21 protein-coding genes are annotated in these 20,299 nt (G+C 45.5%); 4 read left to right on the forward strand and 17 right to left on the reverse strand.

The features are described from left to right. Window positions 1-93: 93 nt before the first annotated feature. Entirely contained in the window at window positions 94-687 is a 594-nt protein-coding gene (locus CTT30_RS21920; protein WP_252037002.1) for a hypothetical protein, read from the forward strand. A 65-nt stretch (window positions 688-752) separates the two neighbouring features. On the opposite strand, the gene CTT30_RS21925 is transcribed toward CTT30_RS21920, so the two are convergent. Continuing rightward, window positions 753-2,735 (reverse strand): hypothetical protein, encoded by a 1,983-nt coding sequence (locus CTT30_RS21925; RefSeq protein ID WP_252037003.1) that lies wholly within the window; start codon window positions 2,733-2,735, stop codon window positions 753-755. Window positions 2,736-3,129: 394 nt separating this feature from the next. Between CTT30_RS21925 and CTT30_RS21930 the strand changes: the two genes are divergently transcribed. Beyond that, entirely contained in the window at window positions 3,130-3,285 is a 156-nt protein-coding gene (locus CTT30_RS21930) for a hypothetical protein (RefSeq protein WP_255906692.1), read from the forward strand. A 10-nt stretch (window positions 3,286-3,295) separates the two neighbouring features. After that, window positions 3,296-4,828, forward strand: a complete 1,533-nt coding sequence (locus tag CTT30_RS21935) for a hypothetical protein (RefSeq protein WP_252037005.1) — start codon at window positions 3,296-3,298, stop codon at window positions 4,826-4,828. 278 nt (window positions 4,829-5,106) lie between these two features. Here CTT30_RS21935 and CTT30_RS21940 read toward each other — a convergent pair whose 3' ends face one another. The 13 genes from CTT30_RS21940 to CTT30_RS22000 form a co-directional block, all read right to left on the reverse strand. Further along, complete coding sequence (locus CTT30_RS21940; protein WP_252037006.1) at window positions 5,107-6,006, reverse strand: immunity protein TsiV2 protein; 900 nt, start codon at window positions 6,004-6,006, stop codon at window positions 5,107-5,109. Window positions 6,007-6,011: 5 nt separating this feature from the next. Further along, window positions 6,012-9,575 (reverse strand): toxin VasX, encoded by a 3,564-nt coding sequence (locus CTT30_RS21945; protein WP_252037007.1) that lies wholly within the window; start codon window positions 9,573-9,575, stop codon window positions 6,012-6,014. 162 nt (window positions 9,576-9,737) lie between these two features. Next, window positions 9,738-10,004 carry a hypothetical protein gene (locus CTT30_RS21950; protein ID WP_239835643.1) on the reverse strand — a complete coding sequence of 89 codons (267 nt, stop codon included), beginning with the start codon at window positions 10,002-10,004 and terminating at the stop codon, window positions 9,738-9,740. A gap of 13 nt (window positions 10,005-10,017) precedes the next feature. Beyond that, a complete protein-coding gene (locus tag CTT30_RS21955; protein ID WP_099608220.1) occupies window positions 10,018-10,209 on the reverse strand; it encodes a RebB family R body protein in 192 nt (63 codons plus the stop codon). A 92-nt stretch (window positions 10,210-10,301) separates the two neighbouring features. Continuing rightward, window positions 10,302-10,574, reverse strand: coding sequence for a RebB family R body protein (locus CTT30_RS21960; protein WP_019277222.1), 273 nt, complete (start codon window positions 10,572-10,574; stop codon window positions 10,302-10,304). A gap of 11 nt (window positions 10,575-10,585) precedes the next feature. Continuing rightward, window positions 10,586-10,849 carry a hypothetical protein gene (locus CTT30_RS21965; protein WP_239864767.1) on the reverse strand — a complete coding sequence of 88 codons (264 nt, stop codon included), beginning with the start codon at window positions 10,847-10,849 and terminating at the stop codon, window positions 10,586-10,588. Beyond that, entirely contained in the window at window positions 10,836-11,264 is a 429-nt protein-coding gene (locus CTT30_RS21970; RefSeq protein WP_239874291.1) for a RebB family R body protein, read from the reverse strand. Before CTT30_RS21970 ends, CTT30_RS21965 begins: the two co-directional genes overlap by 14 nt. Window positions 11,265-11,350: 86 nt before the next feature. After that, window positions 11,351-11,644, reverse strand: a complete 294-nt coding sequence (locus CTT30_RS21975) for a hypothetical protein (RefSeq protein ID WP_239835646.1) — start codon at window positions 11,642-11,644, stop codon at window positions 11,351-11,353. 59 nt (window positions 11,645-11,703) lie between these two features. Next, a complete protein-coding gene (locus tag CTT30_RS21980) occupies window positions 11,704-11,967 on the reverse strand; it encodes a RebB family R body protein (RefSeq protein ID WP_006960110.1) in 264 nt (87 codons plus the stop codon). Between the two features lie 53 nt (window positions 11,968-12,020). After that, window positions 12,021-12,281 carry a RebB family R body protein gene (locus tag CTT30_RS21985; RefSeq protein WP_006960109.1) on the reverse strand — a complete coding sequence of 87 codons (261 nt, stop codon included), beginning with the start codon at window positions 12,279-12,281 and terminating at the stop codon, window positions 12,021-12,023. A 23-nt stretch (window positions 12,282-12,304) separates the two neighbouring features. Beyond that, on the reverse strand, window positions 12,305-12,571 hold the full coding sequence (locus tag CTT30_RS21990) for a RebB family R body protein (protein WP_239864771.1): 267 nt from the start codon (window positions 12,569-12,571) through the stop codon (window positions 12,305-12,307). A 52-nt stretch (window positions 12,572-12,623) separates the two neighbouring features. Then, window positions 12,624-12,824, reverse strand: a complete 201-nt coding sequence (locus CTT30_RS21995; RefSeq protein WP_006960107.1) for a RebB family R body protein — start codon at window positions 12,822-12,824, stop codon at window positions 12,624-12,626. A gap of 101 nt (window positions 12,825-12,925) precedes the next feature. Then, window positions 12,926-14,137 (reverse strand): AraC family transcriptional regulator, encoded by a 1,212-nt coding sequence (locus tag CTT30_RS22000; protein ID WP_239874290.1) that lies wholly within the window; start codon window positions 14,135-14,137, stop codon window positions 12,926-12,928. Window positions 14,138-14,714: 577 nt separating this feature from the next. On the opposite strand from CTT30_RS22000, the gene CTT30_RS22005 reads away from it, so the two are divergent. Continuing rightward, window positions 14,715-16,019 (forward strand): dicarboxylate/amino acid:cation symporter, encoded by a 1,305-nt coding sequence (locus CTT30_RS22005; RefSeq protein ID WP_239835649.1) that lies wholly within the window; start codon window positions 14,715-14,717, stop codon window positions 16,017-16,019. A gap of 63 nt (window positions 16,020-16,082) precedes the next feature. Here CTT30_RS22005 and CTT30_RS22010 read toward each other — a convergent pair whose 3' ends face one another. From CTT30_RS22010 to CTT30_RS22020, 3 genes are all read right to left on the reverse strand, one after another. Next, the gene (locus CTT30_RS22010; protein WP_252037008.1) at window positions 16,083-18,005 is read right to left on the reverse strand and encodes a methyl-accepting chemotaxis protein; all 1,923 of its coding nucleotides are present in this window, start codon (window positions 18,003-18,005) and stop codon (window positions 16,083-16,085) included. Between the two features lie 344 nt (window positions 18,006-18,349). After that, complete coding sequence (locus CTT30_RS22015) at window positions 18,350-19,657, reverse strand: urate hydroxylase PuuD (protein WP_252037009.1); 1,308 nt, start codon at window positions 19,655-19,657, stop codon at window positions 18,350-18,352. Between the two features lie 32 nt (window positions 19,658-19,689). Then, a complete protein-coding gene (locus tag CTT30_RS22020; protein WP_252037010.1) occupies window positions 19,690-20,286 on the reverse strand; it encodes an ureidoglycolate lyase in 597 nt (198 codons plus the stop codon). Between the last annotated feature and the right edge of the window lie 13 nt (window positions 20,287-20,299).

Below are 20,299 nucleotides of genomic sequence, written 5' to 3' on the forward strand. Positions count from 1 at the left end.
AACGCCAGCATCCCCTACTCTATGCTGGCTTATCCCGAGTTTCTACTCCCCCTGATTGATACCCTGACATCATAATGCATTCGGAGAAACTTTATGATTCAGCAATCCCTACTTAGCCACCTCGCTAGCCAGCACAATTTTAGTCGGGCAAACCAAGTCATCGCTATGTCTCAAGCCAAACCTTTTGTGCATTCGTGGTTAACTCTCGATCTTAGCCTCTCTTTGACGCAATCTTCAGACATGGATGACATCCATTTCGCGTCACCATATTTCAGTGGCGATGAGTACCTTAAGTTTGTGACCAAACCGAATACTGTGGAACCTTGTGACAAACGCTACGCGTCAAAGGCGGATCTGCATATCGTCACTCCGGGAAAAAACCTCTGGTTTGAGTTTCATGTTCTACATCAGGTCGAACTGGCATCCAAAAAAGATCGCAATAAACTCTATGATGATGTCAAACGAGTCACCGCATTGCGTGACGCCTTACCCGGAGATGAAGTGATGTTGTTGGTCGGATTGTGGGGTAGTTTCAGTGGCGAAGACATTAAGCACTTCGAGCCACTTGATAACAATAGGCAGTGCGCTTATGTTCTCGATACCAGCTTAACGGGCAGTACCCAGATTGCGAGACTGAGTCAAATGAAAAAAGAGGGCGAACCTCGTTTTCTGCTCGCGGCTTTCTAACTAGATTTGCAGAGACAGCCACAAAAAATCCGCCGTTAATGGCGGATTTTTGTTTCCTTAATCGACTAGGTTCTAGCTTTCAATTGACGATATAACTCCATCAGTGGATATCGCACTTGCACCAACATGATCGTTTGCAGATAGATACCCAGCAAATCTTCACAATTGGAAGATTTGAGTTTATACGGCACACAAGAATCCAACGCCGCCCACGGCCCGTTATTCTGGTCACCTACCGCTTCGTAATAAACGTTAGAAGGGTTGTTACCATCTAAATTCGCATCAAGAGTGAAGCAGATATATGTCGTGTGAGCCCGGTTATTCTGGTTCAATACTCGTTGGTTCATACCTTGTTGTATCTGGCTATTAAAACTCACCAGAATCTCTTTCGAGTTCACTGTTTCAATCACTCGAACATTATGAATATTAGTAGTACCAAACTTTTTGCTCTTAAGATAAACGGCTCGGCCTTTGATGTCGTTATACGCATTGGTATTGACGGTAAGCTTGACTAGCCCCAGAGGGAAATCCATATTCTTAAAGCAGTCCTTGCTGTCAAGTTGCAACCAAGTACTCAACAAAGCATCGTTAACCACTTTGAATTTGTCGTTTGGATTGACCTTTGTAGAGTTTGGTTTGAGTAGTATAGATAGTGCGGTGTTGACTTGAGAGAAAGTTAAAGGGTTAAGAATGCAGGCTTTGAGGTTAGGTAGGTTCTTCATTAGCTTGTTGACATTACTTTGATCACAAGCCGCTGTGAGCAGCAACCCTGAACCTGTAATCGCTAGGTCATAGTTGCCTTCTACTGCTTTATTGATGTAATCAATCACGTCACCGGTCGGCCCTTGCTCATTGACGGAAGCCGCAAAGTGATTCACTTTACCGAGCAGATCATATTTTACCTGCGGGATGATACCTCTTCGATGTGTACCGTTTTGCTGGTTGGGAATTTCTTGAATGGTTGCTGCATTTCCAAGGGCTTTCAGGTTCGCTCGGTTGTTGTTCAAACCGGCAATGGCATAAAAAGCGGCGGCTGCCCGTTCCTTTCTCTTTGCCTCTTTATGTGGGCTGCCACTAACACCTAGCTCAATCTCACCAATCAGCAGCAAGTTTTCAAACAACATATAACGCCAACCAGGGATCTTAAACTCATTATTTTGGTCATCGCTCAAGACGGTGACTTCATCTTTGACTGAAATATAAGATTCAGGGTTGCCCATACGCGGTGTCGACAAGTCAACCACTTCCGACTTAAATCGGATATCTTCCGTATTACCGCCATGGGTGATCCTAAAGTCATACACTATAGCTAGACGATAGAGCAAGAAGCCAGGAATCGTATGGTTAACATAGATGGTTGGAGTACATTGTGCCTGATAACCTAACCCACTGATATTATCGGTCATCGTGTGTGAGACCGTATCAAGAGGGCCAAATTCAATTCTCTGGCTGTTATTATTAAACAAACGATGGTTGCGCATCTCCCATTCAGGCAAGTAGCGCATGTCGCGACCGACTTGGTAACATCGACTTTGGTTATTCTGATACGCCACGGTTATTGGCCCGACGAGCCCAGTCTCTTCTCTGACCACCTTTTCAATAATTCCCAACAACTCTCCAGTTAGCCAGTTATTCATCGTGGTGTTCATGCCCACAGTAACATCATTTGGCCCTACACCCGCTCTCAGAGCTTGCGCAGCATCCTCTAACACTTCAATCATTGCATCATGGACAGTATCAAGCTCTGCGTTTGGATTAGCACCCGTCGCCCACTTGGTGTAGGTGGCCAAGTCAGGCATCACCTGAAAATCCCAATCACTCGTCGGGTGTCCACCAGTATTCAACTTGGTTAACGCAGCCCCGCCCTTTAAATAGTGGTAATAAATATTATTGGTGTTGAGCCCCGCTTTCGTACGCAGCGCTGCATCGGCCCTTAACGCCGCAGCTTCCGTGGGCACGGCTACAACTTCAAGAAACTTCTCGGTAATTTCACTATCGACACGACGCTTTATTTCACGCGCTTTTTGTTGAATGGCATTAATTGGCATCTTAGATTCCTATTTACTGAACTAAAGGTTGGAAGCGCGCCTTTACATGAAGTTTTTTGGCAAATCACAGCTCAAAAAGCTAAGCAGTAATGAAGACGCACGGCTTCCTCCACTCTAGCAACGCTATGGCTCCAATACTTTGGCGAACCGATGTGAAACCTAGGCGAACCAATGACGAGTTTTGTTGGTTTCATAAGTCAGCGAGTCGCTTCCATTTCTCAACTCCGCATTACATCCCCCGAGAAGATCACAGCTAAGCCTGAGTGAATCCACCAGTAGATTCATATAGTTGAACCACTTCATGTGTGATTCGTCAGCACAACATCTGACGTTTTTTGAAATTCCACGCCTTGGGCGCTTCGTCCAGCCATTCAACCTAATTGGAGTGACAACAATGCCAACCAACACTAACCCGTTAAGACAGGGGGCTTCAGGCAACTCAACTGAAAACGAGAGTGCCCCTCTCACAACCAGCCAACAACAAGCTATGGATGAGTATCTGTGGCAGCAACTCACAGAGTTAGAAAACATTAACTCTGAAGAACAGTAAGGAGCCCGTGATGACCATCAGAAATAGAGCATGCAAGCATTTGGCCTCAATCCTCAAAAGCCGAGGGGATTGGGAAAATGAGATGAGGAACATGAGCGTAGGCACGATACCTGAAAAAGTTCAGTACCGAGATTGGACGTATTTACTGCTCAATAGCGGCGACTTCGTGTACTTCCTATATCAGGACTTTCCGAGTGTTTTAGCTCATATGCAGACTGTGCTATCAGATTTATACGCTGACAAAAATGTGAGTACACACTCCTCCTTCTTGGATTCGCTTATCAACTCAAGCTCGAAAGAATCCGTTAAAAGCCTGAGTGGTGCTCAAGCCCACCTCGCCGAAGTAAGTACACAATGCCCCAGCCTTGTGTCCCCTCTTGTTTTAGAGAAATCCAATGCTGCCTCAATGGCTCGCGCTTTATATGCCGATCTCAAAGCTAGCTTCAATGGCATTAAAGCCGAGATATCTGAATATCCTAAAAAGCTCCCGAGAGATATCCTTGATACTAACCCCGCTTCGACAAACTATGCCGATTGGTTAATGCAGCTAATCAGCTCAGATTCCTTTAATCTGTTCTGCAACGAATACTCTCCGCAAACCATCACAGCGATGAACTTTTTGTGGCAGAAGATCAAATATGACACACATGATGTCACCAGCACTGCGGAAGCACCTTATGTGGTATGTAGCGGATTATTTGGCAGCGACACTCCCGCAGACAAAGATGATTTCGTTCAGTTCTTTGACAAGCAACTTGACGTCATAACCAAGAAACTTGATTTCCCAACACCTGAAATCGAAAAACCAGAATCGATTCATTTTGTCTCAATTCCATTTGAGAAAATGCCACTCGCAGGCTTCCATTCGATAGACACACTCATTACTCAAGTCAACCCAATGCTTGATTTGATTAAGGCAACTCAACGGCAAACCAGTGAAGAGCCATGGCTTCAATGGTTCAAAAAACAAATCAACGGCATACCTACCACTTTGCGTGAAAATGCTCGTAGTATTTTATGGTTTACACTTGGTCAAATCGCCAGTAGAGGTGGAACCGCATTAGGGCTCCATTTCGGCGGAAACTTGCTGACTCCGTTAACCGCAACCGTTGATTTCAATACGTATATGGCCAAACAACTGCTTCTTTACGATCTCAAACAACATGGTAAAGAGACATTAAAACTTAAGAATGACGATCCTGTTATGGCATCCATTATCTTAGCCATCGACAATATTGATTGGGCAGCGGTGCGTTATTCTTTCAAAGTTACACCATTTGGCTTGCTGATTTCTGCTTACAGCGGATTTCAATGGGTGGCGAGAAAAACCGGAATGAGTGATGGTGATAAAACTCAAGCACAAAAGCTGCTTGAGGTTGCCGACCTGATTCACGACAGTAACCACCATAATGACCACCAGGTGCGTTTAGCACTGATGACCATTTTTCACTTAGTCGAACAAAAGCCACACAAGTTTGTCGAGGTCATGACGTGTCGAACCGATGCAGCCATCAGCACTATAGCAGATAAGCTGAGAGCTTAGCTTGATGGCAGCCCAAACCTAACAGACTGCTTATAAAGTAAAAAACCCATAGAGCTTTATCTCTATGGGTTTTCTCTAAAACCAACCATCAACCATTAGCCGGAATAACATATTGAACTGATAAAGCGTTAAAAAGCTTAACCAAATGATGAACACTAAGTCTAATATTCTCATTCACTTTCCTACCTTTCGAGTTTAAATCCAAACTCTACAGGGTATTCTCAAGTCATTCCCAGTTTAACCGAGGCATCTTTTTGGCTTTAGCATTAAGTCATGCTTTATCTTGGTTTTTTGGGTGGCGGAGCTGGATGATCTCTTTTTGTCACCGCATCTTCCATAGAATAGTGTTCGCGTTGATGTCGGAAGGCTTTGAACTCTTGGGGGGCTTTTTTCCAGTCGAACATAACGCCAAGGTCGCTTTCAGGTTTACACTCTAGGTCCAATTCATTTTCAACTAATGACAAAACTTGCTCGTACCGCTCTGCACTTTCAGGGAATATATAAAGTCGTGTCTTTGCAAGTGATCTCAGTATCTTTCCTTCATGCTTCTCTGATTCTGATGGGCGACAAACATCTATCTTGGAAAATATGCACACTATATTTCTTTTTTTATCATAACGTGCACACATAAAATCTTCAGCGGGAACAACTTTTAGGTCCGGCTCATTGGGCTTTCTATTCAATAAAGTAAATGAAAGCAATATAAAGCCTCCAGCACCAACTAAAGCGCTGGGTCCCATAACTGCGACCAAAGCAACACAGCTCACACTACCAATAACTCCCATTGCTTTTGTGGCTATAGGCACCCATTTGGGCTCGCCAACGCGTTTTGAGATAGAAATGCCTTTGGAAGACAAGTGGTAATCAAAAAAGTCATCCACTGCAAAGCTCACATAAGTTGCAAAAGCACCAATAGATAAGCTGATGATGTATATCCAAACAATACTACTCAAATAAGTGAAGTCTGAAAAATTAGCTACCATTCCTATGCCGACAAGGAATACAGTAACTGCTGTTGAAGCAGCTAACCAAAGTTGTTTTCTAAGCCACCTATTTTCTTCTTCCAAGTTGTAAGTCGACCAAGACAAGCTATCAGAACTTGTAGCAATATCTTGCTTCAATTCTTGTTGTAATTCAGAAAATTCATTAGGTGTTATATAAAACGGGAAACTAGCCACTGTCTTTAACCTCTCAAAGGAACAACTTGATAATTGGGAGACAATTTAGAGTCATACAATGTTACTTTATCCCTATCAAACTCTGCTGTATATATTGCTTTATCTTTAATGGCATGTTGATACAAATAGCTGTTATGTATTTTTTCTTTATCGGCGTCCGCTGCTAGAGTCACATATTCAATTTTAATTGTTAGGTACTTTTGCCCCTCTACAGGTAACACGATTTGAAGATGAGTATAACTTTCCTTCGTCTCACCTGTACCATCTGTATCACCTGCATCATCTGCATCATCTGGAATAATCACTTTAATGTCTTCGTCTGTTAAAGGTTCAGGTTCTAAATACAACTTAATGGCATCAACTCTTGGGAGCCTAGGCAGGTTCACCTCAACTTTCACACCTGTTTGAGTCACTATTGCAGCTGCTGGACCTTGCGAGTTAGGCTCGATTTTATTTATCGGATACTGTGATATAACAGGTTGCTCAATTACTTTCTCAAGTTCGCACAAAGCATCAATGACTAGCTGAATATCATCTTGAGACGTAAAGTTATATTTGTTCTGATAACTCCAGTGTTTTCTATTTGGTGAAGTACCCCAAGGCAGTTCAGACAACCACTTCTGGTAAGAATCTTTCTTTTCAGCTTCTAGTAAAAGGCTAGTTCCGATATAGATAACAGCAGCTATGGCTAACACACCTGTAGAAAACATCCCCAATGTCAGTGATAGTGGTAAAACTCCCGTAAAGCCAACAGTTTGAATTCCCAACACAAAACTTGTAGCAAGGAGAGAACCCATTTGAGCACTATAAAGAACTTGTTCTTGTCCTTTGCTCTTGGTTAATTTTTTATAGACTCTAAACATCTCCGTACCAGTTGCAAGAAGGCCAAGAGCAGCAGTCATACCAAGCCACTTGTTAAAGACATTAAGTGCTCTCAACATCCCCGGCCTAATATCAAAAAAATCTCTATTATTCATCAAAACCCTTAGAGAATTCTTTCGAACTAGATCATTACTTAATACCGCTGTCCACACCTGACCTGTGCGAATACCAACAACTGCAGAAAGCGAGTACATCCCTGTTTGAATAATTGCCAGGTACTCATCTGTCTGAACAAAATCATCCTCAAATGCATCATCTAGGGCGTCATGAAATGAGATCAGGTTGAACAACAAACCGATAAAGCCGAGCCCGCCTACCGACTTATAGTAATCTCCGAGCCTATCAATTTTTCCCTTGAGAATATCCAGACGCACGTTCGCCATCGCAGATGCAAAATCTTTCGGTAGAACAATCTTTTGTGGGTATTCCAGCATGCTGGCTCTAAGCACTTTTTTAGCGTTGGCGTATTTTTCCCGAGCCGTCTTGAAAGCACTCTTGGATACTGATTTATCATTACGATTAAACGCATCAACTATAGCTTTGGATTCTTTTAAGATCGCCTCATTGCGTTTGATCTTATCTCGCCACTCGACAAATTTGGTCGAGTAGTCAGTCGGCACTTCCAACCCCATCTTGAGAGCAAGGCGTTCAGCCATAGCCATTCTCATGTAAGTCGTATTCGCAGTGGCTGTCGGGGCAACTGCAGATAGAACCAGTACGGATGCCTGAGCGATGAAGCTGGCACTCGTTTTTGGCGCGGCAAGTGACAGCGCTTCGACAAATTCATTGATAAGCAGGTGAATATTCTTGGCTCCGTCACTGAGAGGTTTAAGCAGTTCGCTGCCATAAACATCTTCGTTGGTTAGAAAATCCACCAGCTTGCTGTAAATACCTGTAGCGCTTCCCCAATTTGAAGCTGCCGACGCAAATTTGTCCTGAATGCTGGGTTCTGTTTGTTGCTGCGCTGAAGCCGTAGCAGCGTCATCAATACTCATTGGAATCGCAGAGCCTAGAATGTTGAAAAGTTCTCGACTGAAACCGCTCGTATTGAGCGGAATGATCGTCGTTGGTTTACTGAACTCTGCCGCGATAAATGCTTGATCCTCCTCATGTTGGATAAAAGTGACGGCCTCGACTATTTGCATGTGATAGTGCAGTAACTCTTCCTGAGTTTCCCTATCCCATAAGTCCATTAACCACTCAATACGGCGCGGAGACAATTTCTCTAACGTCTTTCGAAAATCTTCCCTCACCTTTGTTACAGGTTCGAATAATTCCTCGCGCTTGTTGGTCAACTCTTCCATTTCAGAGAACATACGCTGCCAGTCGAGCATTTTTCTCCATTTATCCGTCGCCGCCCATGTCTCGTAACTTTTTAATCGGGTAGGTGAAACACAGTATTTTTCTTGGAAATACGCTTCTCTAGACTCCATTGTTGAGGACATGTTTGAGCCATATAGCTTGTTAAGTTCTTTGTTAACTTCATTAAACTGCCCAGGATAAGCTTCATTTCGCTTCGCCATATCCACAAGACTTCGACTAGAATAATAGCTTGAGAGATCTTTATAGAACTCAAGCTCTTGGCCTCTGCGTTTGACGATAGATGGCATATCAAGATCATCTTTTGAACCGAACATACAAAGCTGCATAGCAGTTTGCATCAAGGCCCACTGGCTAGTGTATTGCTCTTCGAATAATCGGTATGGCGAAGCAACCCCAACAAAATACGCTGAGACATCACGCCCTTCAGCCAAATAGTCGTCAATTGCCATGATGCAAGCAGCTTCGTCAGGAGGTAATGTACTTTTTATCTCCGCAGCGGATGCCACAGGTTTCACTTCTAGATCTGGATACTCACTATCTAACGAAGTGAGGACACTGCTGTTAGCAAAGCGATGATCATTAATCACACTATCTTCTATATCCGCCACTTGAGATAACAGTTCAATATCACCAACATCAGAGGCCTCTGGCAGCTTTAGTGCCCGAGTCGACATAAACTGGCCATTTTTCGCTTCGCCAGCACGAACTCTTTCATAGCTTTCCCAGCTCCAGCGGTGCTTTGAAAACACACATGATATGGCGGTTTTTGTCGGGTAGGTAATGTAGGGCTTGGCTTCTTGTGCCTGACCGCGGCTGTCTTTACCTAGTTCAGGGTCTTCACTTTCACTCATCAGATACTGAGTAAAATTCACCCCTTGAACCTCGTATTCGTCGAGCTCTTTAGTCATGTGGTCATAAACATATAACCAACCGTCTCTTAGCTGCCTCAGCGTATAGCCTAAACCTGAATCTGAACTGTATTTTGTTGAACCTTTACCCTTCCAACCCTCAGGCAGCCCATATGGTTTGGTTGCGGGCTCTGCCTCTGGATCGTCGATTTCGTCGATGGCGTAACGCACAGGAACAATATTGATCGTCTCCCCTTCTACCTCTTTTTTCTTCAGGTTGAGCTTTTCTGCGGGCACGTCTTGTTCAGGTGGCTCAATTTTTTCAGTTCCACCTTCCCAAAACATGCTGTGCTCAGGCGGAGAACCTGCCAAATCATCCGAGGGGATATCAGATTTCTGGTTCAATGACGCCAATGTGCCATCTTGGTCGTACGCCGAAACAGCGTCATCATGACTAAAAGGTTGATTATTCCAAAACATGGATGTCTTAGGGGGAAGGGGGTTATGGTTACTCATGCTTACACCAGACGAAGAAAATATCGGATTAAAGCAAATGCCATACCAAATATTTTTTAATTAAAATTCAATAAGTTAATTTTTTCCGCCGTCCTCCGTGACACAATATTTCGTTAAATCGTACAATAAATGGTTTTTTCTCACCATTTTTTGTGTCATCCACTAACCAAACTTCTTCGCCACTTCAGCCGCTTTGCTACCTAGCTCAGCAAAGTTGGCGGTCCCTTTTTCCATGATTTTCTGTGCTTGTTCAATCACCTGCACGTATTTGGGATCACCAGTGGCAAGAAGTTCAGACAAAGCAACACCGATAGCGGTGGTACTAATGGTGTTGAGATTGCGCAGGTTGTCAGCCGCATCTTGCACGGCAATGGCAGTGGATTGAGCGACCGATTGTTTGGCCTTGTCAGTCGTGCTCTCATTCGACATTGGCGGTTATCCGTTAGCCGCCTTTTTTGAGGATCAATGCACATGCCGTCGAGGTCGAAGCATTACTGATGGCTTGCATACCTTGCTGTATGGTGACGGCATTTTGCATATGCAGACCCATAGTGTCTGACATGGCTGACTCCGTCAGTTGATCGATCATCTCTGATACTTGTTTAAGATCTTCAGCACCCTTCTTGTCACTCATGATTCACTCCTAAAACAAAAGGCCAATGTCATAATTGAATTGGCCGTTGGGTCAACTGGTACGGTTGGCAAGAAAACCAAAGCGCAATAACGTTATTCTTCGTCTTTTTCGACGATTGCTTCTGTAGCTCGCCCGAGTACCGCTGTTCCAATCGCTGTTAGTGCGTTAACGCCCTGCACCGTCGCAGCCTGCATACCAATATTGGCCTGCTGCTGTGCTGATGTCGCATTATTGTTCAGGTTCGACATCGCTAAGCCCATAGAGGTAAACAAATTACCCATTGCATTAGCCGGTGATCCCGCCAGTACTTGAGTATTGGTTTGAGTTACGGAGTCTGTGATCTGCTCGTTGACTTTTTTCGGCATGATAACCTCACTTATTGAATTTCATTTGGAAGCAGCTCCTGCAGCTGCTGATTGATTTTGCTGATTTCTTGCTCAAGTTGACCCTCAATATTATCCAGCATGCCTGTGACTGCATTTTCCACTTCATCGATAGACTCTTTTACCTGACCGGAGCCAAAGCGCTTCTGCGAGTCAGCAATAAGCTTCTGAACATCCTGCTGTTGCTGCGCGGTAAAGGACTCAATCTGTTTAAGCTGTTCATTGACATCAAACTTGATTGGATCATTGCTGGCCATCACTCGCCCCTTTATCTCTCTTCAGAAAGCGCAGCAAACTAAATGAACGCTTCTTCTCTTCATCGCCTTCTTGAATGTCTTCCGAGCCACCTTCTTCTCTACCCAGTCGGTGACTGGCATCAACAAAAATGGCGGGCTCGGTTTTAGGCTCCACTTTCGCCTCAACCGTCGGTCGAGTCTGAGTCTGGAGCAATCGGGCACAGGCGTTGGTTACCGATGCCGCGGTGGTCATTTGTGATTGCTGTTGGGTGCTAACCGCGTTATGCATAGACAAACCCAGCGTATCAGCCAAGGTGGTTTCCAACAGGCTGGTTGGCTGTGACGAAAACCCCTGCAGCGTATTAAATTGGTCAATCGTATTTTGCGAGAGCTCTTGTTCGAACTCATTTTCGAATCTTGTATCCTGCTCTTTCATGTTCACTCCTTGCGATGCCTTCAACAGGCGCTGAAACGGATGCTGAACTCACAAACCTGAAATGGAAATGAGAAGAACAGCGATATCTACTGAGAGCGGTCGTGCAGCACTGTTGCGACTTTTTCGCCTACCACACCAAAGTTCTCGGCGCCATTTGTCACCACTTTTTGCGCTTGGTTGATGATGTCCATGTATTTGGGATCCCCAGTTTCCAATAGCTGACTGAGTGCTGTACCAATGGCCGTGGTGCTCAATGTGTTCAGGTTGCGCAGATTATCTGTTGCGTCTGCAAGTGCCATGGCAGTGGATTGCGCCACAGATTGATTCGCAGCATGGAATGCTGACTCTGCCTGCTCAGGGGGTGTGTTTACCGTTTTCATTCACATCTCCTTCAAAGACACCTTTGCCAGCCATTAGACTGACAAAGGTGCGTACGGCATTACGAGTCTTTTTCGATGATGCCTTCTGCGCTTCGGCCAACAACCGAAGAGCCGATTGACATAAGCGAGTTAACGCCTTGGACAGTCGCAGCCTGCATTGTGATTTGTGCTTGTTGCTGACCGCTTGTCGCGTTATGAGCAGCAGTGCCTAACGCTTGGCTGGTAGACATTAGCAAGTTACCCATTGCCATTGCCGGAGTTTCACCAACCACTTTTGTGTTCACCTGTGTTACTGAGTCTGTTACTTGTTCATTAACTGGCATTGTTTCGTTCCTTATTTGTTGTTAACAATTAGTTTTTCCAACTTGGCTATCAATTAGCCTTTTTCGATGATGCCTTCAGCACCACGGCCAATGACCGAAGAACCGATTGCCATCAAAGAGTTCACACCTTGTACTGTTGCAGCCTGCATAGTGATTTGTGCTTGCTGCTGTGCAGCCGTCGCGTTGTGAGCAGCATTACTCAAAGCGTGGCTGGTAGACATCAACAGGTTGCCCATGGCCATAGCGGGTGTTTCACCAACCACTTTCGTGTTCACCTGTGTTACCGAGTCTGTTACTTGTTCATTAACTGGCATAATTTGCTCCTAATTTCAGTTAATTAGCTTGCGCTAGGTTCTAGGATGAGTTCGACACTACGGCCAATAACCGCGGTACCTGTAGCGAGTAAAGAATTCACTCCCTGCACTGTCGAAGACTGATGGACCAAAGTGGCTTGCTGGTTTGCCCCTGTACTGTTGAGAGCAGAGATGCCCATTGCCTGACTGGTTGAAAGCAACAGGTTTCCACCCGCAACAGCAGGGGTGTCGCCCACTACTTCGGTGTTTACTTGCGTCACAGAATCAGTGACCGCATCATTTACTGGCATATCAAATGCTCCTTTGCTGGTTAAGAAGCGCAGCATTGCACTTCAAAACTGACTAAGATCCTTTTGCTGCAATGGAATAAATCAACCCGGAACCTAACGCCGTATTTGTGACCACTATGGTCTGAATTTGCTGCTGAGCGTGTGTGGCATTTTGTGAAGCTTTCCCTAACGAATCGGCCACCATATTGAGATACATATTGCGCGATGTAGTCGGGGTAAATTGACTCAGCATTTTCTCGATGTTGATTTCCATTGCAGAGGCTCTTGAAGTTCGTCTCTATGCTTTCCATATTAGGAAGAAGTCCGCTGTATAACTTGGTCAAATCCCTCAAGAATTGCGGCCTTTTCACCAACTTAGGTCGCGTTAGAAAAGCGTACTTTGTCTCTTTCTTTTTGACGGTACTGGCGAGGTGTGCAGCCAACATTACGCTTGAACATTTTCTCGAAGTGGCTCAGATCACCGAACCCAGATTGCAAACACACTTCTGTCACTTTCATCATTGGTGATTCATCAATCATCTGCTTGGCATAGCGGATACGAACTTTCACCAATAGCGACTTGAACGAAAATCCAATGTGCTGTCGGAATAGATAAGACAGGTGAGATTGGCTGGTATACGCCGAATTGGAGAGATCAGCGAGAGTCAGTTCTTCAGTGAAGTTGTTACTCATATAATTGAGCGCTTTAAGTAACCCAGGATGGAGGTGGCGAAAACCACTAAACTCTTGGCTTAGCACAGCTTCGACAATGTCGAAGGTTTCACTTTCTGGAAAAAGATCGAGATTTTGAATATCTGTGACATCAATGTCGTTACCACAGCAGGAAGCCAACGTCACAACAACGCGCTGTAACTGCTCAACATTCCCCGGCCAGTGATATTTATGCAGCAGTTGAATCGCTTCAGGAGTAAATCGGGTTGTAGTGAAAGACTGGATCTTGTTGAGGATGTGATCAATATGATTAGAAAGGTCTTGCTTCCGTTCTCTAACAGGGGGGATATGGAGTTCTAAATGAGGAATTTCTGTACCGAGTAATTTGGCGAGAAATTGCCGATTCCCTCCAGCACTATTCAGTGATTCTGTACAGGAAATGATCAACTGGACTTTTTTTTCGGCCAAACTGCGTTGAAACTCCTCTTGGCTGAATAAAGTGGTCAAGTAGTCTTTCTTCTCTTGTGGTAGAACATCCACTTCTGACAAATATAAAGTGCCTTGTTTCGCTTGATTCAGGCTACTTTCCAGATACGCTTTAAACTGCGATTGATTGTGGATAGTCGGCGGAATAAGAATGAAGCGCCCTTTACCTTCCGGTCTATTAAGATGGATAAGAGAAGCAATGGAACGCTTTTCGGTACCACTTTCTCCGCTAATAAACACTGGATAGCTGGTTCGCGCAGCAAACTCAATCTGACTTTGAATTCTCTGTATTGAAGGGGATAAGCCTAGCAGAGGGTAATCTGCTCCACTTCTATTTACAGAATGATGTGGAAATGAATTGTAGTTATTAAGTACCGCAGGATGGCCTTTTAAAACCGTACCTGTATTGGCATAGCTCAGCTCTGACATTGTAATTATTCCTTTATTTAAATGTAGTCTCAGACGTCGAGCTTCTATGCTAAGGGGAACCCTCCTAGGTAAATTGGTGTTATTAGCTAAATTCGCGGCCAAAGCAATGAGAAACTCGTTGAATATGAGGTAGCTAGCATTTACAAAGGCATAGTGAATGTGTTAACAAGGGTAATCAATGCCTGACAAGCAGGGAGTAGATAGCGGCAAAAAAACTGGGATTATTGTCGAAAAATGATGAGAGCTGTGACCAGTGTGACAACTTCGATAGTGCATAAACATTGATTATCTATGCAAAGATAGAGTCATCCGACCTCTATATGCATATGATTTCTCAAGTAATGAGAATGACCTATTTTTTAACACCCAACACTTCAAACGTTAAATTTGAAAACATTCAGATAAAACAACCTGCCAATTTTGTTACCACAGGGTTAAACACCAATATAATCCAGTGATAAAGATCACATCTACAAATCTATCAGCGCATTTTATTTTCTTTTTTTTCACTTCGGCTGATAACCTCCTGCACGCCTTGAAGTGAACTCAAGGTGCATAACTATAAGGAGTGTTCACTATGAATACCAAGAAACCGATGTCGCTAACCAGCCGCGTTATTCTCGGCATGTTAGCAGGTATCTTGACAGGGTTTGCGATTCGCAGCCTCTTTGCCGACAACGGATTTGTCGACACATACATCGTCAATGGACTGTTTGAAGTTGGTGGCCAGATATTTGTCGCCAGCTTAAAAATGCTTGTTGTTCCACTGGTGTTTGTTTCACTGGTTTGCGGAACAAGCTCACTAAAAGACCTCTCCACTTTAGGTCGAATGGGTGGTAAAACACTCGCTTTCTATATTGCGACAACTGCTGTTGCGATCACTCTTGCTTTAACGATGGGTAACCTATTCCAACCAGGTGCTGGTGCCGATCTCACTGCCGCTAGCTCGTTTAAATCGGCAGAAGCCCCTTCTTTGGGTCAGGTCATCATCGACATGTTCCCAACCAACCCAATCAGCGCAATGGCCGAAGGGAAAACACTTCAGGTTATCGTATTTGCCGTGCTATTTGGCATCGCGATCAGTGCTGCGGGTAAACCGGGTGAGCGTATTGCCGCTGTATTTGCAGACCTTAACGAAGTGATCATGAAGCTGGTTGCGCTACTAATGAACCTAGCCCCTTACGGTGTGTTCTTCCTGATGGCGAAGCTATTCACAGGCCTAGGGTTGGGTGCAATTCTAAACCTAGCGGAATACTTCGTTGTTCTAGCAGGTACACTTGTGCTTCACGGTCTGGTTACCTACAGTGTGATGCTGAAAGGCTTTACTGGTCTTAGCCCAATCACCTTCCTGAAGAAAATGGAAGATGCCATCATGTTCGCTTTCTCCACCGCGTCTTCTAATGCGACAATTCCTGTCACAATGGAAACGGCGAAGAATCGCATGGGTGTAGAGAACCGTGTTTCTTCATTCACCGTTCCTCTAGGTGCGACCGTGAACATGGACGGTACGGCCATCATGCAAGGTGTCGCAACCGCCTTTATCGCTCAAGCCTTCAATATTGATCTCACCATGGGTGATTACCTGATGGTGATCCTAACGGCAACGCTGGCATCTATTGGTACTGCTGGAGTTCCGGGTGTTGGGCTGGTAATGCTGGCGATGGTACTCAACCAAGTCGGCCTCCCACTGGAAGGTATCGCCCTGATCATGGGTGTTGACCGTCTACTAGACATGATCCGTACTGCCGTAAACATCACAGGTGATAGTGCAGTGACCGTCATTGTTGCCAAGTCGGAAGGGGCTCTGGATGAGTCACGCTTCAACGATCCAATGGCCGGCGTGAAAGAAGAAGAAGTGAATCTGAAAAAAGCAGGCGCTTAATTTTCTTACTCACTAATAATAATGCCCTGTGCTGACGCATAGGGCATTTTTTTGCACCACTCGTTAGAATTTAAATTTAGCCACCAGCTGGCTGAGAGAGTTCACATTGTCTTTCAGATCGGCACAATGATGGGAGGTTTGATTCACCATCTCAGTGTTGCTGCGTGCCACATCAGCAATACTCGAAACATGCGGGGCAATCTCATTGATAACTTGAGACTGCTCATTGGTCGCGGTGGCCGTCTGACTACTCAGCTGATGAATCTCATCCACAAACTGATTGATCGACTCTAAATGCTTCTCAGAAGCCTGAGCAGCGGTTAAACACGCTTTACCGGTACTGTGACTCTGGCCAACTTCTTTCACCACCGTATCACTGAGGCCCTGAAGATTTTCGATAATGGTGCGAATTTCACTGGCTGAATCCTGTGTGCGTGACGCTAGTGTGCGTACTTCGTCCGCTACCACAGCAAACCCTCTCCCCTGATCTCCCGCACGAGCTGCCTCTATCGCCGCATTGAGTGCAAGCAAATTGGTTTGCTCCGACACGCCACTGATCACATCCAGTACCGTATCGATAGCGTTGATATCATTAGAGAGTTTCTCAATACTCTGACTACTCTGATCCAACTGTCGACTCATCGCTTCGGTATGGGAAAATGTGTCGCTGACCGATGACAAACCATGTTTCACTTCTACTGTCGCCTGCTGCACATTGTCTGACGTATTGTTGGCATTGCTGGCGATCTCTTCCGAGCTAGCGCTCATTTCATGGATCGCTGTCGCGACTTGGTCAATGTTCTGCTCCTGCCCTTGGATCTGATGTTTCATCTCACTGGCTTGAGAATCAATATGATCAATGGTTGCCACCAAATCAGCGCGCGAGCGGTCGATCTCTTGCAAGACATTGCCCATATAAGCAACAAACTGGTTGTAACCACGAGCAATGCTGCCAACTTCATCATGGCGGCTTTCATCCAGCCTTTGCGTCAGGTCACCGCCGCCACCACCGATTTCTAGCAGCAAATCGGCCGTGGTCGACAGAGGTTTAAGCAAAGCATTCGTCATATAAGCACTGATGATAATAAAGAGTAAGGCCACCACCACACCGATGTAAGTCATGGTCTGAATAAACTGATTCAGCTCCGCCAGCACTTCACTTTGAGGCTGAAGAGAAACCAGTGTCCAACCGAGCTCTGGCAAAGCAATAAACCCGACAATCATGGCGCTGCCGTTAACTTCAGCTTCAATAATGTGTGAGTCTGTGTCACTGAGTTTGCCCAGCTCCGCTGCCAATTCTCTTAGCTGTAAGTCGTTGAGTGATTTACCAACCAGATTGGCATCTGCGTGAATTTTCACTACTCCTTGATTATCGACCAGCATCAACTGACCTTGCTCACCCAGAGAGTAGTTGGCGACGGTTTTCCCCATATTTTGTAGCGACAAGCCAATCCCGGTAACACCAATACGCTTGCCTTGTTGCATCACCACATGGTTAACAAACACAGTCGCTACACCAGTAGAGTCATCGACATCAATCGATAGCTCAACCTTCTTGCCACTGGCGAGAAAACCATAAAACCATTGGTCATCGTTAGACTGTGCCGACATGTCTTTCAATTTGCCGGTCGGAATGTAGTAGCTACTGTCAACGGTATTAACGTAGAACGCCGTCAGAGCACCAAACTGCTGCTTAATGCGGCTAAGGATATCGACGATTTCTGCACTACCCTCACCTGTAAATTCGGTCAGTTGGGAAAGCTCTGACATCACATCTGCGATAACCAGCGGTTTCTCCAACTCAAGCTTAATTTTGTTACTCACTTCTCCCAACGAAGCCGGAAGCTGCTGCGAATAGGTTTGGTCGAGAATGATTTTACGACCTTGGCTCACGGTGGTACTGATCAGTACGATGATGACCAGAACCACTGCCAATACTGTAGCCAGTATGGTTTTGTGTCTGATGCTGATGGCTAATTTCGTCACATCTAAATCCTTTTATAATTGACCAATGTAGGGCGCATCTAATGAGCCAGTGAAAAGAGAAAGAAGGTAGAAATGTCGCTCTCAGCCTTTCACTCACGACTAATGCGTTACCTATCAATAGTAAACGTAGCACAGCCGAAATTTCTGCATGCGTTGATTGAAGATAAACATCACAACTTCAACAACCTTGCATTTCTTGCTTCTTAACACCTATAAAAAACCCCGGAACACGTTCCGGGGAAAGGGAAATACACTGTCTGGAGACAGCTGGGAATGAGGAGTCTATGTCAGCCTGAACATAGGATGACAGGAAGTCAGGCTGACACTCAGTCCCGCAAGGACAGTTATTGGATAACTGCACCTTGTTCCACCCAAACTCCGATAAGGGATCGTTCCTCATCAGTCATCTGAGTAAGGTTGCCCAGCGGCATCACTTTAGTCGCAACGGACTGAGAAATGATGCGTGGAACGTTCGTTAAGATCTCTTCAGGGGTATCCAGTACCACTCCGGCTGGCGCAACCGCAAATGCTGCGTGCGTTGGCGTGGCAGAGTGACATACAGAGCAACGCTCCTGAATGACCTTGTTCACTTCGGCAAAGCTGACACCACCTGTTGCAGGTGCTGCTTGCTCCTGAGGAGCCTGCTCATTGGTTGATGCCGATACGGTTTCACTTGCTTCTGTTGTTGCGGCTTCAGCAACAGGTGCAGCCTGCTGTTGTACGACCGGTGCTTTCGCCACTGGCGCCGCTGGTCGGCTCGCATAAGGAGAAGTCACAAACGCCAACGTGATCATACCCAAAGCCGCCACAGGGATCGTCCAAGCAAATTTCTGACTGCCATGACGTGTGTTGAAGTAGTGTCGTACTAGGATACTGAAGATCGCCAGACCTGCTAGAATCGCCCAGTTGTATTCCGAACCGTAAGTGCTCGGGAAGTGGTTACTGATCATGATGAACAGAACAGGCAATGTTAGATAGTTATTGTGGCGAGAACGCAGTAAGCCTTTCGCTGGCAGTGCCGGATCCGGTTCGCGATTTTCTTCAATCGCACTCACCAGATTGCGCTGCGCTGGCATGATAACGCGGAAAACGTTACCCACCATGATAGTACCTATGATGGCACCAACGTGGATGTAAGCACCACGACCACTGAAGACCTGAGCCAGTCCGTAGGTCGCACCAACAAGCAGCACAAACAGAACCAGTCCCAGCAACATTGGGGTTTTGCCTAAAGGCGAATCACACAAGAGATCGTAAATGAACCAACCCGCGACTAACACACCCACACCAATCGCAATAGCAGTAGTAGATGACAGGCCAGAGCCTGGTGCAATCAGATAGATTTCTGCGTTGAGGTAATAAACAACCGCCAGTAGCAACACACCGGTAATCCAAGTGAAGTATGCTTCCCATTTAAACCAGTGCAGGTGCTCTGGCATTTCCGGTGGCGCAAGCTTGTACTTTTCAAGGTGGTAGATACCACCGCCATGAATTGCCCACAAGTCGCCTGACAGGCCAGTTTTCGGGTTAACGCGGTTTAGGTTATTCTCCAACCAAACAAAGTAAAACGATGCGCCAATCCAGGCGATCCCGACTATCATGTGAACCCAGCGAATCGCCAGATTCAACCACTCCGTGATATGTGGATCCATAATAAACTCCTATTTACTGCCAGCGCTTTCCATCACAAGGGAACCCTCTGATGGTCAGTGCCAGCATTACAACGCTTGTCCATGCGTTGCTCTTCATCCGTGCTGTTGTTGCCTGGAATATCTTCCAGATGCAGAGAGACCAAATCAGTGTCGAAAAACACTTCATCACAGTTATGCCCTTCACCACCTCGATCGACGATCAAAAACTGATCACGCTCGGTCAGCGCCAACACCGGATGGTGCCAAACACCTTTGTGGTAATTGACACCTTGTCGGCCATTGCTGATAAAGGCACGGCTTTGCGACAACTGCGGGTCATCTCCTTTCGGTGCAACAACAATTAAATAAGGTTGCCCAAGCAACGGAACAAAGGCCTGTGAGCCAAGCGGATGACGTTCCAGCATTTTTATCGTTAGAGGGTAACTCAGCGGCGTGGCCTGAAAGATACTGATGATGGCTTCACCACCTTGATCTTGCACGTCTGTGCTCGCTAGCTTGTGGTAACGACGGGTTGAGCCGTTATTGATCATAAAGTAGTCGCTGTTTTCGACTTCAATAACGTCTCCAAATTCTGCAAACGTCTCTTTGGTGAGTGGCTCTATTTTTAATCGGCGAATTCCATTACTCATTGTGCTTCCCTCG

This window comes from Vibrio coralliilyticus (genome assembly GCF_024449095.1).
Lineage (GTDB): Bacteria > Pseudomonadota > Gammaproteobacteria > Enterobacterales > Vibrionaceae > Vibrio > Vibrio coralliilyticus_A.